This is a genomic window from Chryseolinea sp. T2 (assembly GCF_037203685.1).
GTDB lineage: Bacteria > Bacteroidota > Bacteroidia > Cytophagales > Cyclobacteriaceae > Chryseolinea.
In genome coordinates this window covers 57,933-71,827 of sequence record NZ_JBBCAU010000013.1, presented here as the reverse complement: position 1 = coordinate 71,827, position 13,895 = coordinate 57,933, and the positions used below count along the sequence as shown (strand labels likewise).

The window sequence follows — 13,895 nt, the reverse complement described above, 5'->3', positions numbered from 1 at the left end:
AGAACATAGCTGCGTCTCATTCCGCGACCTCTCCATCAACGGAGATTATTGAAGATCGATTTATTACAGCTTCTTATTAGCTAACCCCAAACTGGTGGCCAGATTTGCAAGGCTCAGCAGCGATGGACGATCCTCATCCGAGCTCTTCTGCTGCATTTTCAGGATGAGGCTGGAAATGGTCAGGTTTTTGATATCGTTCGAGGTTATGTTGTACTTCTCCGCGAAGCCCTTGATACGATCCAGCAGATCACCTGAGTTCTCGCCATCACCAAGCAGCGCAGTCTTGAGCTGAGTAGCGTTCTCACTCTCATTGATCAAACGATCGAAGCCTTTCGCATTGGAGATCTGGTTAACGATATTATTGAAGAACATCGTCTCACCACCCACGATATCAATCCTCGCCGACTTCAACGCCTCGCCCAATATAGCTGCCTGTGATGCAGCGATGTCTTTCTGAATATTGATCTGCGCCAGTTGAATGTCTCTTTCTTTTGCCAGCAGCAACTTGAATTCCTCGTGGTCCTTGCCGACGGTATCAAGTTTCTTCATGGCTTCCGCTTTCTCCTGTATACCCGCAGCTTCTGCCAGTGCCTTCTCCTTCGTTACTTCGGCCTGCGTCAAACCTTCCTTGCGTTTTGCCTCAGCAACTTTCTCAATCACCGTAGCATCAACAATACCCTGTCTCTCCGCTGCGTCAGCCTTCGCCATCAACACTTCAGCTTCGGACAGACCGATCGTTGCTTCTTCGCGCGCCTGGGCTTCAGCAAGAATCTTGCGGGCTTCAGCCTGCTTAACCGCCGCCTCCTTCTTGGCATCGGCATCAATGATCATTTGCTTTGCCTTCTCTTCGGCCGCTTTCTTCTCAGCTTCAGCCGCCTTCACGGTATGAATGAGTTTCTCTTCCGCCTGTTGTGCCGCAAGGGTAAGGTTTACTGTTTTGTTGCGCTCAACTTCGCGGAAAGCCTGGAGATCTTTCACACCCTGCTGCTCTTCAACCACACCCTTCTCAAGACGCACGCGATCGCGGATCACGTCCTGAATGTTCTTACGCTCTACTTCCAATATCTTCTCCTTCTCGATCTGCGCCAGTGTCACAATCTTCTCACGCTCGGTTGCTTCAAGTGCACGGTCTTTTTCTACACGTTCAGTTTCAACTGCATTGGTGCGTTGCTTGTTCTTCTCCGCGATGATGATCTGACGAAGTTTGTTTTCTTCCTGCACCGCCAGTGATTCGTCGGTCTTGATGCGCACCGTCTCGGCTCTGAGTCTTTCTTCTTCTTTTACCTTAGCAATTTCAGCGCGCTCGCGTGAACGTATGTTTTCAATTTCTCTGAACTGCTTCTCCTCCTTCTCCGCCATCTGCCGATCGAGTTCGAGAATCGCCTCACGCGCCTCGACGTTTTGCTTCTTGATAATTTTCTCCTCGTCGCGCTTGATGAGGTTGGCTTTTACATTCTGCTCAGCCGTGAGCTCCGTAATCTTTTTGATACCCTGGGAATCGAGGATGTTCTGAGCACTGAGAAACTTTATCTCTGTCTGCTCCAGGTAGTCGATCGCGCAGTCGTCGAGGATATAGCCGTTAAGGTCGGTGCCGATGATATTGAGTATCTCTGTTCTGAACTCGCGACGCGCTTCATACAGTTCGACAAAATCGAACTTCTTACCCACCGTCTTCAACGCTTCCGAGAACTTCGCTTCGAAAAGGTTTCTGAGCGTATCAACATCGCTGGCGCGTTCTGTCCCGATGATTTGGGCAACGTTTAACACATCGTCCACGCTCCTGTTAATGCGAACGAAAAATGCGACCTTGATATCTGCCCTGATGTTGTCTTTACAAATCAGCCCTTCCTGTTCAAGGCGGTCGATCTGCAGCTTCTTCACCGAAATATCCATGATCTCCATTCTGTGAAGAACTGGAATCACATACATACCTTTGTTGAAGGCAACTTTACCTCCGCCTACACCGGTACGTACAATCGCTTTGCCATGCGGGATCTTCTTGTAGAAGCTTGCAAACGCAAAGAGGATAATGAAAAAAAAGAACACAATTCCACCGATCAGCAATAAGCCAATGCCGCCAAGTACATCCATAGCAATAGGAAATTTTAGGGTTTAACGAAGGGGATTTTCTATATAAGTATTATACTATCAAACGATATTCGAAAGGTTAATATCGGGAACGACCAGGTAAAACTTCTTGTCGGCCGACTCACCTGTGATCATCACGTCTGCATCATATCCAATGGACTCACCTGTCTTACTTTTGACATTGATGCGAATGATGTCACTTTGGACCTTAAGTTCCGCAGCACCAATCTTATCTCCTGAGATCGCTGACTTCATCTTTGCAATCCGGCCCATTAAATCCTGCGACTCCTCACCATTGTAACCCATTGCTTCATAAACTTTAACCAAAGGTTTCGTTGCATATGCGGTAATCAGGTACGCGACAAAGAGCACCGGCACAAGGATGATAACAGACTTCCATCCCCAGCTCGTCAAACCAAGAAATATCGACGACGTGAGGGTGATGATCCAGGCAATAAACTTGAACACTGAATAAACCACCATGAAGGGCACCTTTCCAATGTTCACAAATTCAAGGGCGCTTTGAACGACCGACTTGTCACCACCCGCATCATTAGTGCTATCGACATCAGTATCCAGGTCCGCTCCACTGAGGTGTGCATCGCCATCAACACCAGCGTCGCCGAAGAGATCGCCGGTAATGAAAGTGGTCAGCCAGTAAAGGGCGGTCACACCAGTGAGAACGGTCATTATCGCGTTACTCAGTGGATGAAACAGCAAATGGAAAATATTCGACATCGGTATGGGGTGGTTAACGGTACTACGATATACCTAATTTCTCTTTGATCGCCTGAAGGTCTTTTTCAATAGATAAGGAATCATTCTTTAAAAGACTGTTCAGCTCATCTTTGCGGTCATTCCTGTCGCGGGCGATTTCGCCATAGGCCTTCGAAATGGCCTCCTGGTCCTCTACCTTGGCCTTCATGCGTTCGAGCATGGTGATTATTCCATTGTTGTCGACCTGCGCCAGTTGTTTGTTTACCTGTTCCGTCGCTTTGCTCACTTTAACCCTTGCCCTGAGCGTCCGCAACTCCTTCTCCCACTTCTCCATGTTCTCTTTCAGGATCTCGGTATTGCGCAGCATCTCCGTTGAAGACTGCCGCAACGCAACGGCTTGTTGTCCGAGTTCTTCAGACTCCACGTAGTATTTTTTATGCAGCGACAGTGCTTCGCGGGCAAGGTCTTCTGCCTTTCCCAGGTCAACCTGCCCCGACTGGGCCCTTTGCATGATTAATATAGCCTTTTCGGCATAAACCCGTGACTCCTGCTGGCAATGCACCTGGTCATTCTCAGTGCGGATAGCCAGCGCTTTCACTTTCGCATAGGCTTCAGTTGCCTCTGAGAGATCAGTTCGAAGTTCACGAAGGCCCTGTTCTGTCATTTTGATGGGATCTTCCATCTTATCGACTGCGGCATGGATCTCCGCCTGGCCTATTCTGAAGAGTCTTTTGAAGATATTCATGACTGATAATTTTATGTTGTAAAAATCTAACGTCCTCTACAGCTTGGAGAAATCAATGATCTCCTGAGCAAATTCACTGACGAGCAACCCGAGCGAATTCAGGGCACTCTCAAATTCAACGAAGTCTATGTTCCCGAGCTGCATGGTATAGCGGAAAAGCACCTTGTCGCCCTCTTCATTTATGACAAAGCCGCCGTGGATGGTGTCCCTGTTCTTTTGCAGCAGTTTCTTGAACATGGCCAGGTTGTCTTCACGGAAGGAAAAGAGGAACTGCTCCATGATCAGGATGGGAGGGGCAATGCCCAAAATAAGGTTGTGGATGCCGTCCGGCTGGTTGTCGATCTTCAGAATGCCATTCTTTTCATTTTTATAGAGTACCCTGCAATTGAGCCGGAGTGCGAAATCTTCTATGGTCTCAAAATGATTCATGGACATGGTTTCTGCTGGCAAATCAAATCTAATAATTAATACGAAGCAGTGCAAAAAATGTTAGCATTGTGATAATGAAAATTACAATTATATTTGGCAAATGACGAGGATTGGCGCCAATATCAAGAAGATCAGAACTGCCAAAGGGCTTAGCCAACAAGCGTTTGCACAGCTATTTGAGCTCACCAGGGGCAATATCTCATCATATGAAGAGAGCCGGGCAGAGCCAAGGATTGAGACGGTGGTGCAGATTGCCAATCATTTTAGCATTCCGCTAAGCCAATTCATTGAGCAGACCCTCTCCATTCATGAGATACTCAAGTATAATGGCGACAAATTAATTGAAGATGAAAAGCACATCACCAATCTTCAACTCAGGAGCGTTCCTTTCATTAATGATGCAATCTATCTGAGAGGCTGCTATGAGGAACTCTCTTTTAATGACTTCGACAGCTTTCCAAAACTGATCCTGCCGGAGGTAAACAAGTCCAGCATGCTGGCGTTGAGCTTTAACCCAAACATCCCGCATCACGAATCACTTCCTCAATATCAGTTAAACGATGTACTGATTTTTGAAGAAGTGACTCAACAAAACATCCACCTCTGCCAGCATAAGACCGGACTCTTCGTTGCCGAGCGGGAGATCATAATCGGTCAGTTTGAAATGAAGGATGAAAAGATTGATCTGGTCCTAAACGATTTTAAGCGGGAGCGATTTGATTTTACTGTCGCGCGGCGGTTCTGGAAGTTGTTTGCTATGTATCAGCATATGGTGTGAGATCATTTAAAGACAATCCAATATCTAATATCTAATCCCCAACAATTTCCTATCGGCCAACCCGGTAGTTGGTGAAGCAATCAAAACATCATGGGTCTCGGAATCAATATTAAAGGTGAAGTCACCAATCCAACTTCGTTTATTGCTATTCAGGAATATATCACGAACAACTCCTCGGGATTGTTTAAAGACTTCCTGTCATTCAGCGAGGATGAGAATTCTTTGTATGTAAGACTGCACCCATGTGAGGAAACGGTACACTTCGAGTACATAGGCAATCACCTCATTTGCTCTGCAAAGACAAATAGCGTCGGTCCAGGATATCACGCTTACCTTGTTGAATTCATTGAAAAGCTCGGAACTGACCTTGGGGTCCAGTGGCATTGGAATCTGGAAGAAGGCGACGATTACTATTCAGATGAAACCGACTATTACAATCACCGCGATTTTAAGCAACTCCAGATTGAAATGCTTGAATGGCTTCGTCAGCTCGCCAAATCAGTAATGGAAAACGGAAATAAGAATTTCATGCTATCTGTTCCTGGTGGCTATCCCAGACCTAGTTTCGACTATTTTGCGATATCACAGCTGCGGATCCTCCACCGGGAGTGGTTTGAACAAATTGCCAATTTGGAAATTCATGAGTTGAAATGGGCAGGCCAGGAATTCTTCATCTGGTGGAACAAACAAGACGATCAGCATTTTTATAAAGCAACAGGTACGGCATTACTTAACGTTGAATGCCCTTGGCACTATCCGGCCGATGATTCAGAAAGAAAAGTCCTGAATAACATCGATAGATGCTTCCAACAAGCCGAGCAACTAAGTCCAAAAATTGATCTGCCACGAGAGGATTGGTACACGGTAAAGAACTATTTGAACGGCAACGATACGCACATCCCCGAGACTGAATTCGGATACAGGAAACACATAATGACATTCGACCTCGCTGGAAACTGGATGATCGACCTGCCTGGTAATCTATATCGCAGTATCGAAGACGACAGTGAAGTGTATTATGATCATGACAGAACGGTTCGAAGCAGATGTTACACAAGAAGCGACAAGCGGTCAGATGATGAGTATGCTAATGATTTTTTCGACGACGCCTCTGCCGGAACCGAATTTCTGGAAAGTGAAACCGATATCGCCGGAAAAGCAATTGTTTATTACAGCATCGATAAGGAGGCGGAACAGGAGTATTGGATATTACAGGGTGTGAAAGTAAAAGAGCACAAATTCGTTCTCTCAACAATTTGTTATCCCACAGAGGAGCATAAACAATGGGCAATTGACACCTGGAACTCTGTTCGATGATAGATTCTTGAGTGGTATGGTCATTCAAAACGACTCATCCGTAAACTCTTTATTGATTACCGCACCAGTCAGGTTCCCTGTATAAACCGCGTTGGCAACCGACCTCATCATACCTGAATTGTCCCCACAGGCAAACACTCCGCTAACGGTAGTCCTGCACGACGCATCCACAGAGATATGGCCTTGCTCAGTAAACGCACAACCTAGTGTAGCCGGAATGCCAGAATGTTGTGTAAACGGAACGGCTGCATAAACAGCATCAAAAGGCATTCTGGATTGATCGGCAAAGACCACACTCTTTACGTATCCATCGTTGTGATCAATAGCTGAAACGTCTGTGTCAATAATCTGAATATTACGTCTCTGCAGTCTGGCAATCTGTTCTTCTTTTAACTCGTGCTTACCTGAGGACAGTAGGGTAATATCATTCGTCAGGTTGTTTACCAATGAAGCAAGGTGAAACGCCTTCTCGCCTTTGGCCATTATAGCAGTTTTCCGATCACGCAGTTCATAACCATGACAATAGGGACAATGAACAACGGAAATACCCCAGCATTCTTCGAACCCTTTCACCTTCGGCATATTATCCTTTATCCCCGTCGCCAACACCAGCTTCTTCGATTCGAATTGCTGCCCGTCGCCGTTGATGACCACAAACCCTTTTTCATTCTTTGTAGCATTGACGGCCGTACCATTTATAAAACTCACGGTCTTGTATGCCAGCACTTGTTCCCGTGCTTTTGCAGCGATGGCAGCAGGCGTTTCTCCATCTTGTGTGATAAAATTATGTGAATGTGGCGTCTGTCTGTTGCAGGGCAGCCCGCTATCGATGATCAAAACATTTCGAAGGGAACGCCCCAGCGACATTGCCGCTGAAAGTCCGGCATAGCTGCCTCCAATGATGATGACGTCGTACTCTTTGCTCTTGATCATGTGATACGTTTTTATAACAAGGTTAACTGGACTACAATTAGTTCCGTTCCACAATTATTCCCGAACCCACCAACAACAACTTATCTCAGAAGGTCGAATACCAACAGACACAATGTTATCACCGAATGACACTTCCGAATGCTGTATTATCGCTGTTTTGCCTCATTAATTTCCAACCTTTATTGACGCAGAGCTGTCAAAACGATTGAAACGTTAACCGATTTCAGTATGAAAAATATTCTCACCTGGGCACTGCTCATTTGCCTGCTACAGATGATTGTCGCCTGCGACAACGAACCAATCAATCCAACTGATAACGCCCCTGTTGATGAAGTCCCCGTTGATGCCGGTCCTCCCATCACCTCATTTACCGATTGCGAATGGCTCTTGCTGGATTTTAAACAGAATCGCTTACCTGCCAAATTAAAAAGGAAAGTAAACATACAATTCACCAAGGGCACAGATGACATCTATGGCGCTGGAGGGAAAGCATTTCTAAATGTGTATACAGGAGCGTTCAGGCTGGATGAGAAAAACAAGCTGGTCATTTCGGTTCATCTCACTTCAACATTAATGGGTGGACCTGATGACGAAATGGCCGCTGAAGAGTACTACCTTAAAGGGTTGTATCGAACAAAATCGTACGGGCTGTCGGGCAATGTACTGACCTTGACTTTTGATAATGGTGAAGAAGTATATTTTGTGCCTAAGAGGTGAAGTAAAATGCAATACAACGTTGTTGAGTTCTACATATATTATGTATCTCAATTAAATGATTCCGCACCAGAGTCAATTGCCAAAGGCAAATTTGCCAGCAACACCTCACCAAATCTTTACTCTAAGACTATCGGGTCTCCACATGGGTTGGCCAGGCTTTACGTTGAAAGCTTCGTAAAATTCGGGCACCAGAGAAAACGGACCATTGATACGCAAGAAGGCTGGCGAGTGCACATCTGATTGTATTGTCCACAACATTAACTCATCTGTGGTAATAGTTTTCCATCCGTATGCGTAGCCCATAAAAAAGCGCTGGACAGGCGATAGTCCGTTGATCACTTTCCCCTCTTTGTATTGTGAAGTCTTCTTAAATGCGTCCAGGGCAATCACAATTCCTCCCAGATCCGCAATGTTTTCCCCGGCAGTAGCTTCTCCGTTGACCTTCAAACTATCAAGAACTACATAGTTGTTGAAGTGCTTCACAATCCCTTTAACCTTCTGATCGAATTGCAGCTTATCTTCCTTCGTCCACCAATTTCTTAAGTTACCTTTCTCATCATACTGACTGCCCTGATCGTCAAAAGCGTGCGTTAACTCATGCCCGATTGTTGATGCGGCTCCATAGCCATAAATGACTGCGTCGTCAAGGTCTTTATCATCGAATCCGGGAGGCCCCTTACTGCTACCAATCTCTTTTGCTACGGCGCTAACCTCAACATCAATTCACATTCTTACAGGGGCGTGTGCGGATTAATCTAATATAAGAAATTCGCGGGATGTTCTGGCCAACACTCCAACGAATTGTTCTCAGTCCTGAGGCAACTATTCTTCGATTTTACGTATGATATGAGGTAATCGTATTAAATTCCAACCCTGTTAGATTCACTTATAGAAACAACTTCATGGCACCAGCTAAAAAAACGGCAAAGGCAACCGCGGAGAAGTCAACAAAGGCTCCTGCGAAAAAATCAGAGAAGGCAGTGACAAAGAAGGCGAGTCTCTCAGTTGAGAAATCGGCTCAGGCCTCATCAGTTGATTGGCAAAAAGAAATTCAACCACTGATAACAAAATATAAAGGCAAGCAGCATCCACTGGATTATCACGACACCTATGAACTTATCGTTATGGTTGTCCTGTCTGCACAGGATTCAGATCGCAACATCAACAAGATTGCTCCTGATCTCTTCAATGCCTTTCCCGATATGAAGGCGCTATCACTGGCAACATCCGAGTCGATCTATCCTTTTGTATCGAAGGTGAGAAACTTCAGGAACAAGACTAAGTGGTTGCTGGAGATAGCCAGTACTGTTAGAGAGAATAAAAACATTCCCACCACGCTGGAAGAGTTGACATCACTGCCGGGCATTGGAAGGAAATCGGCCAACGTAATTATGCGCGAGTCCGGTGTGAAAGCAGAAGGCATCATCGTTGATCTGCATGTGGTCCGCGTAGCACCACGTCTGGGTATAGCAACCGGTACAGATCCAAAGAAGATCGAGAAGCAGATGATGGACGTACTCGATCAGAAAGACTGGGGTGAGGCAGGCATGGCCATCTCATTCCTGGGAAGAGAAACTTGCAGACCCTCAAATCCGAAGCATTCAGAATGCGTAATGAATAAGGTCTGCCTGTATTATAAAGAGTTGCATTAGCCCTTAGGTGCTCGCCCCTATCCACCGCGCCAGTTTCCAGCTGCCGGGGAAGAGTGCCGGGCATTTTGAGCATTCGTTAGTTTCTTCTATTTCTTTCGGGGATTTTCACCCAGGGGACCTTCCTGCCCTCATATTTTTACGATTGACTTTGTTTACTTTCGTTTAATCGGTATAATCGTAAATCAATTCGAAACAAACGAAATACACAGCGCCGCTCAAAAAGGGGTGGCCTGGAACGCTCATGCCTATGAAAACACCTGATTACCGACGCGTTTTGGCTCTAAAAAGCGCATTCCTCACCATTCTCCTTTGCCTGTTCGCAATAAGCAACCTTGACGCCCAACGTCAGCCCAGTAAGATCAAATCACCCGAGGTCCTCCCCGACAATTCCGTGGTGTTTCGGCTACTGGCACCGAACGCTACAACCGCAGAAGTCATGGGTAGCTGGCCAACAGAGTTCAAAAACATTATCCCCATGGCAAAGAAGGATTCTGTCTTCGAATTGAAGATAGGCCCCCTGCCATCCGACATGTATGAATATGAATTCATTATCGACGGCGTTCACGGCCTCGATCCGCTATCCAACTTCATAACCCGCGATGGAGCCTGGACAATGAACCGCCTTATGATTCCAGGCACACTGGCAGACGTTTATGATGTGAAACCTGTGCCGCATGGCCAGGTGACGGCTATATGGTATCCATCTCCAACTTTAGGCGGCGACCGGAAAATGCATGTATATACGCCTCCCGGATACGAAAAGGACAAGAACAATTATCCCGTTCTCTATCTGATGCATGGCGGCGGTGGCGACGAAGAATGTTGGTTAAGTCGCGGAAGAGCAAACTACGTTCTCGACAATCTAATTGCGGCGAAGAAAGCGCTTCCCATGATCATCGTGATCACCAACGGTAACCCTAACACGATTGCTGCACCTCTGGATCGAACCGCTGCCAACTCCACTCCACCTGTTGGAATCAGCTCCATGGCTTCTGGCAAATTCGAGGAAAGCATGGTTAAGGATGTCATTCCATATATCGAAAAGAACTACCGTGTCATCAAAGACGCGAATCATCGTGCGATCACCGGCTTCTCTATGGGTGGTTATCAAACGCAGAATATCACCAATGCCAATCCCGACATGTTCAAATATATCGGAGTAATGAGCATGGGTTTGTTCTCTTCCGCCGGTGCAAACTCAAACTACAACAAAGAATTACATGTGAAGCAGCTGGAAGCACTTAAGAAAAGCAATCCAAAGCTTTACTGGATAGCGATGGGCAAAGAGGACTTCCTCTATCAGACGGTTGGAAAGTTAACGGCGCTTTATGATGAGGTCGGACTAAAATACACCTATCGTGAAAATAACGGCCGGCACGACTGGAATGCATGGAGACTCTATCTCAATGAATTCAGTCAAATGCTGTTTAAATGAAAACTTCAGTCTTCACCTCCATGCGCAACATCAACCATTTATATCTCAGTTTGATTTTTCTTGTGCTATCCACGGGCACTATAGAAGCTCAAACCACTACGAAACCAAGAACTATTGTCACCACTGACGGTGAAGTGGACGACATGGATTCGTTCATTCGCATGCTTCTGTATGCCAATGACCTCGACCTCATTGGACTCGTTTACAGCAGCTCTGAATTTCATTATTCAGGCGATGGCAAAGGCACAACCTTCACATCGAATATGCCCTGGGCCAAAAACTACGGAACCCGCACTGACTTGCGCTGGCTCGGAACAAGCTGGATCCAGGAGTATCTCGACAAATACTCACAATACTATCCCAACCTGCTATTGCATGACAAGAACTATCCTAAGCCCGAATATTTAAAAAGCCTCGTCAAGGTCGGCAACATTGAGTTTGAGGGAGAGATGACAAAGGTTACCGAAGGGTCGGAATTCATCAAAAGCATTTTGCTCGACAACAATGCAGTGCCTGTACATGTCCAGATGTGGGGCGGCACGAATACAGTAGCGCGGGCGTTGAAGTCGATAGAGGAACAATACAAAGGAACTGCTCAATGGGAAGCGATCTATAAAAAGGTTTGCGCGAAGACGGTTCTTTACATCATCCTTGATCAGGACGAAACCTATAAGAACTATGTCTCAGGTGCTTGGCCTGATGTAACGGTAATCTATAACCAATCCCAGTTCTGGTGTCTTGCTTATCCCTGGAACAAAGTAGTACCCGAACCTTACAGGCCTTATCTCGGAGGCAAATGGTTCGCAGAAAACATCAAGTTCAACCATGGCGACCTGCTCGCGGGCTACTTTCTATGGGGCGATGGACAAAAACTGGTGGCCGATCCGGACCATACGCATGGCGATACCGTTGAAGTAAGGACGAAAGGGATGCAGCAGTACGATTTCATTTCGGAAGGAGACTCTCCTTCGTATCTCTATCTGCTCGACGTTGGCCTCAGGAGCTTCGAGAAACCCTCGAACGGTGGCTGGGGCGGACGTTTCGTTCAGTCGAAAACGCAGCCTCACTTCTGGCACGACGGTGATGAAGCAAAAGACTACAATACGTTCGACAAAAAAGAAGATGCATTGTTTCCCCAAACGCGTTGGGTAGAAGCTCTGCAGAATGATTTTGCTGCGCGCGCAGACTGGTGCATCAAACCGTACCAGGGAGCAAATCATCCGCCATCAGTAAAGGTGAAGCAATCTCTGGATATGAATGTGAAGGCTGGCCAGTCTGTTCAGCTAAACGGTACAGCAAAAGATCCCGACGGGAATTCAGTTTCTTACAAGTGGTGGCAGTATCAGGAAGCGGGAAGCTACAATGGCAATGTGAGGATCAACACTGCAGATAAAGCAGATGCATCATTCAGGGTTCCCGGTGATGCTAAGGCCGGCGATACCATTCATATCATCCTTGAAGTTACTGATAATGGCGTACCCGCATTGACCCGCTATCAACGAGTCATTGCCAAAGTTCACTAACGGGTAAACTGATGATTCAAGGTCCCAGCGTTCAGATCACAGGAATAAGACCTAAAGAATTCAGCCTCAAGAACTCATTGCCGACTTCAGGATGTCCACCGCCTTCTCCTGTTCATTCAGATTCAGCGACGAAAATCCCATGCGGGTAGCATTATAATTTACCTTCTCATTGTAGCTGCTTCCATCGCTCATCGTTAGCCCTTTTTTATAGGCGGATGCAGCGATAACCGGCAAGTTTCCTTCATTAAATCTGACCCAGACACACATTCCTCCCTCAGGAATCTGAAACGAAACCAGGTCTTCCAGTTTGTTTTGAAGAAGATTGCAGAAATTGTCCCTTCGCTCGCGATATATCCGAACAGACTTCTTGATATGATTAGCAATCACTCCGTTCTTATAGAGTCCGGCGATACTGATCTCCATTAACGTGTCGCCCTGAAACTCAATGGATCTTCTCATCTGCGTAACTTCCTCAATGAAATTTCTGGGCGCTACCACAAAACCAATTCTGATGGCCGGCACCAGCGTTTTCGTCAACGTTCCAATGTAGATCACGTTGCCATGTGTATCGAGGCTCGCCATTGGCAACATAGGACTACTGTCATAGTGGAAATCATAATCGTAATCATCTTCAATGATGGCGAACTTATACTTTGCCGCAAGGTTCAACAGGCGCATCCTTCGCTCGGGTGTTAGCGTTACCGTTGTGGGAAGATGATGATGGGGGATCACATAGACCAGACGGATCCTTTTCTTCTTGCAGATTGCTTCAATGGCATCCACGTCAATTCCATTCTCATCAACCTTTACACGATTGATCACACCGCCTGCCCTCTCCAGTGTGAGCGTTGCCGTAAAATATCCCGGCTCCCCAACGACAACATGATCTCCCTTGGTTAAAAGCAAATTCGCAGTGAGGTATAGTCCCATCTGCGCTCCATTGGTAATAATGATGTTCTCCGGCGAAATCGGCAAACCACGTGTCTCATTCAGGAACGACGACAACGGTTCGCGCAGATAAGCCGTACCCTGGGGGTTGCCGTAGTGGAAATACTTTCTGAAACTTTTTATTCTCTCGATGCTCCGCATTTCGCGCATCAATTCCTGAATGGGTGCCAGTCGGATATCCGGAAAGCCCTCAGTGATAATGAGATTCTTATCAGTTTGAAAATTGGTAAATGAATACGATCGGAAGTTTACCTTCCTTATTTGAAATCCGGCCTTCTCGGGATAAACGAGCGGTGACTGTGAAGATCCGAATTTTACGGCTTTCATCTCTGGCAACGCCTTAGCCACAAACGTCCCCTTTCGCGCCTCGATCTCCAGCCATCCCTGGGCGAGCAGCTCATCCAAAGCCATTTGCAGCGTTTTACGGTGCACATTTAACTCGGCTGCAAGGACCCGGGCTCCCGGAAGCTTAAGACCTCTCCTCAGATGACCTTGCCGGATGTTCTGTATGATGCTGTTCGCGATCTGAAGGTACAGCGGTGTGGCTACGGTCTTGTCAATGATTATCAGAGCCTTGAAAGGAATCATATCTGGTACACCTGGTATATATAAA

The 13,895-nt window shown here is 46.5% G+C and carries 13 protein-coding genes; 6 read left to right on the top strand and 7 right to left on the bottom strand.

The window, feature by feature from the left end:
- Positions 1–63: 63 nt before the first annotated feature.
- The 4 genes from WBG78_RS29335 to WBG78_RS29320 are packed head-to-tail and all read right to left on the bottom strand — an operon-like array spanning position 64 to position 3,979.
- The gene (locus WBG78_RS29335; RefSeq protein WP_337330104.1) at positions 64–2,091 is read right to left on the bottom strand and encodes a flotillin family protein; all 2,028 of its coding nucleotides are present in this window, start codon (positions 2,089–2,091) and stop codon (positions 64–66) included.
- 57 nt (positions 2,092–2,148) lie between these two features.
- Positions 2,149–2,826: a hypothetical protein gene (locus tag WBG78_RS29330; RefSeq protein ID WP_337330103.1), complete on the bottom strand. Its 678-nt coding sequence runs from the start codon at positions 2,824–2,826 to the stop codon at positions 2,149–2,151.
- 22 nt (positions 2,827–2,848) lie between these two features.
- Positions 2,849–3,550, bottom strand: coding sequence for a PspA/IM30 family protein (locus WBG78_RS29325; RefSeq protein WP_337330102.1), 702 nt, complete (start codon positions 3,548–3,550; stop codon positions 2,849–2,851).
- Between the two features lie 36 nt (positions 3,551–3,586).
- A complete protein-coding gene (locus tag WBG78_RS29320) occupies positions 3,587–3,979 on the bottom strand; it encodes a YbjN domain-containing protein (protein WP_337330101.1) in 393 nt (130 codons plus the stop codon).
- A 100-nt stretch (positions 3,980–4,079) separates the two neighbouring features.
- On the opposite strand from WBG78_RS29320, the gene WBG78_RS29315 reads away from it, so the two are divergent.
- Both WBG78_RS29315 and WBG78_RS29310 read left to right on the top strand, forming a co-directional pair.
- Positions 4,080–4,757 carry a helix-turn-helix domain-containing protein gene (locus tag WBG78_RS29315; protein WP_337330100.1) on the top strand — a complete coding sequence of 226 codons (678 nt, stop codon included), beginning with the start codon at positions 4,080–4,082 and terminating at the stop codon, positions 4,755–4,757.
- Positions 4,758–4,847: 90 nt separating this feature from the next.
- On the top strand, positions 4,848–6,074 hold the full coding sequence (locus tag WBG78_RS29310) for a hypothetical protein (RefSeq protein ID WP_337330099.1): 1,227 nt from the start codon (positions 4,848–4,850) through the stop codon (positions 6,072–6,074).
- Positions 6,075–6,098: 24 nt separating this feature from the next.
- Here the strand turns inward: WBG78_RS29310 and WBG78_RS29305 are convergent, their stop codons facing one another.
- Positions 6,099–7,007, bottom strand: coding sequence for an NAD(P)/FAD-dependent oxidoreductase (locus tag WBG78_RS29305; protein WP_337330098.1), 909 nt, complete (start codon positions 7,005–7,007; stop codon positions 6,099–6,101).
- 228 nt (positions 7,008–7,235) lie between these two features.
- On the opposite strand from WBG78_RS29305, the gene WBG78_RS29300 reads away from it, so the two are divergent.
- A complete protein-coding gene (locus WBG78_RS29300; protein WP_337330097.1) occupies positions 7,236–7,724 on the top strand; it encodes an META domain-containing protein in 489 nt (162 codons plus the stop codon).
- Positions 7,725–7,829: 105 nt separating this feature from the next.
- Here WBG78_RS29300 and WBG78_RS29295 read toward each other — a convergent pair whose 3' ends face one another.
- Complete coding sequence (locus WBG78_RS29295) at positions 7,830–8,414, bottom strand: M13-type metalloendopeptidase (RefSeq protein WP_337330132.1); 585 nt, start codon at positions 8,412–8,414, stop codon at positions 7,830–7,832.
- 212 nt (positions 8,415–8,626) lie between these two features.
- On the opposite strand from WBG78_RS29295, the gene WBG78_RS29290 reads away from it, so the two are divergent.
- From WBG78_RS29290 to WBG78_RS29280, 3 genes are all read left to right on the top strand, one after another.
- A complete protein-coding gene (locus WBG78_RS29290) occupies positions 8,627–9,376 on the top strand; it encodes an endonuclease III domain-containing protein (protein ID WP_337330096.1) in 750 nt (249 codons plus the stop codon).
- A 247-nt stretch (positions 9,377–9,623) separates the two neighbouring features.
- Complete coding sequence (locus tag WBG78_RS29285) at positions 9,624–10,811, top strand: alpha/beta hydrolase-fold protein (protein WP_337330095.1); 1,188 nt, start codon at positions 9,624–9,626, stop codon at positions 10,809–10,811.
- Complete coding sequence (locus WBG78_RS29280) at positions 10,808–12,334, top strand: DUF1593 domain-containing protein (protein ID WP_337330094.1); 1,527 nt, start codon at positions 10,808–10,810, stop codon at positions 12,332–12,334. Before WBG78_RS29285 ends, WBG78_RS29280 begins: the two co-directional genes overlap by 4 nt.
- 66 nt (positions 12,335–12,400) lie before the next feature.
- Here the strand turns inward: WBG78_RS29280 and pdxR are convergent, their stop codons facing one another.
- Entirely contained in the window at positions 12,401–13,870 is a 1,470-nt protein-coding gene (pdxR, locus tag WBG78_RS29275; RefSeq protein WP_337330093.1) for a MocR-like pyridoxine biosynthesis transcription factor PdxR, read from the bottom strand.
- Positions 13,871–13,895 lie beyond the last annotated feature (25 nt).

Excerpts from the sequence above, each read along its gene's own strand:
- WBG78_RS29335 (WP_337330104.1), bottom strand. The coding sequence starts at position 2,091 with ATGGATGTACTTGGCGGCATTGGCTTATTGCTGATCGGTGGAATTGTG.
- WBG78_RS29330 (WP_337330103.1), bottom strand. The coding sequence starts at position 2,826 with ATGTCGAATATTTTCCATTTGCTGTTTCATCCACTGAGTAACGCGATA.
- WBG78_RS29325 (WP_337330102.1), bottom strand. The coding sequence starts at position 3,550 with ATGAATATCTTCAAAAGACTCTTCAGAATAGGCCAGGCGGAGATCCAT.
- WBG78_RS29320 (WP_337330101.1), bottom strand. The coding sequence starts at position 3,979 with ATGAATCATTTTGAGACCATAGAAGATTTCGCACTCCGGCTCAATTGC.
- WBG78_RS29315 (WP_337330100.1), top strand. The coding sequence starts at position 4,080 with ATGACGAGGATTGGCGCCAATATCAAGAAGATCAGAACTGCCAAAGGG.
- WBG78_RS29310 (WP_337330099.1), top strand. The coding sequence starts at position 4,848 with ATGGGTCTCGGAATCAATATTAAAGGTGAAGTCACCAATCCAACTTCG.
- WBG78_RS29305 (WP_337330098.1), bottom strand. The coding sequence starts at position 7,007 with ATGATCAAGAGCAAAGAGTACGACGTCATCATCATTGGAGGCAGCTAT.
- WBG78_RS29300 (WP_337330097.1), top strand. The coding sequence starts at position 7,236 with ATGAAAAATATTCTCACCTGGGCACTGCTCATTTGCCTGCTACAGATG.
- WBG78_RS29290 (WP_337330096.1), top strand. The coding sequence starts at position 8,627 with ATGGCACCAGCTAAAAAAACGGCAAAGGCAACCGCGGAGAAGTCAACA.
- WBG78_RS29285 (WP_337330095.1), top strand. The coding sequence starts at position 9,624 with ATGAAAACACCTGATTACCGACGCGTTTTGGCTCTAAAAAGCGCATTC.
- WBG78_RS29280 (WP_337330094.1), top strand. The coding sequence starts at position 10,808 with ATGAAAACTTCAGTCTTCACCTCCATGCGCAACATCAACCATTTATAT.
- pdxR (WP_337330093.1), bottom strand. The coding sequence starts at position 13,870 with ATGATTCCTTTCAAGGCTCTGATAATCATTGACAAGACCGTAGCCACA.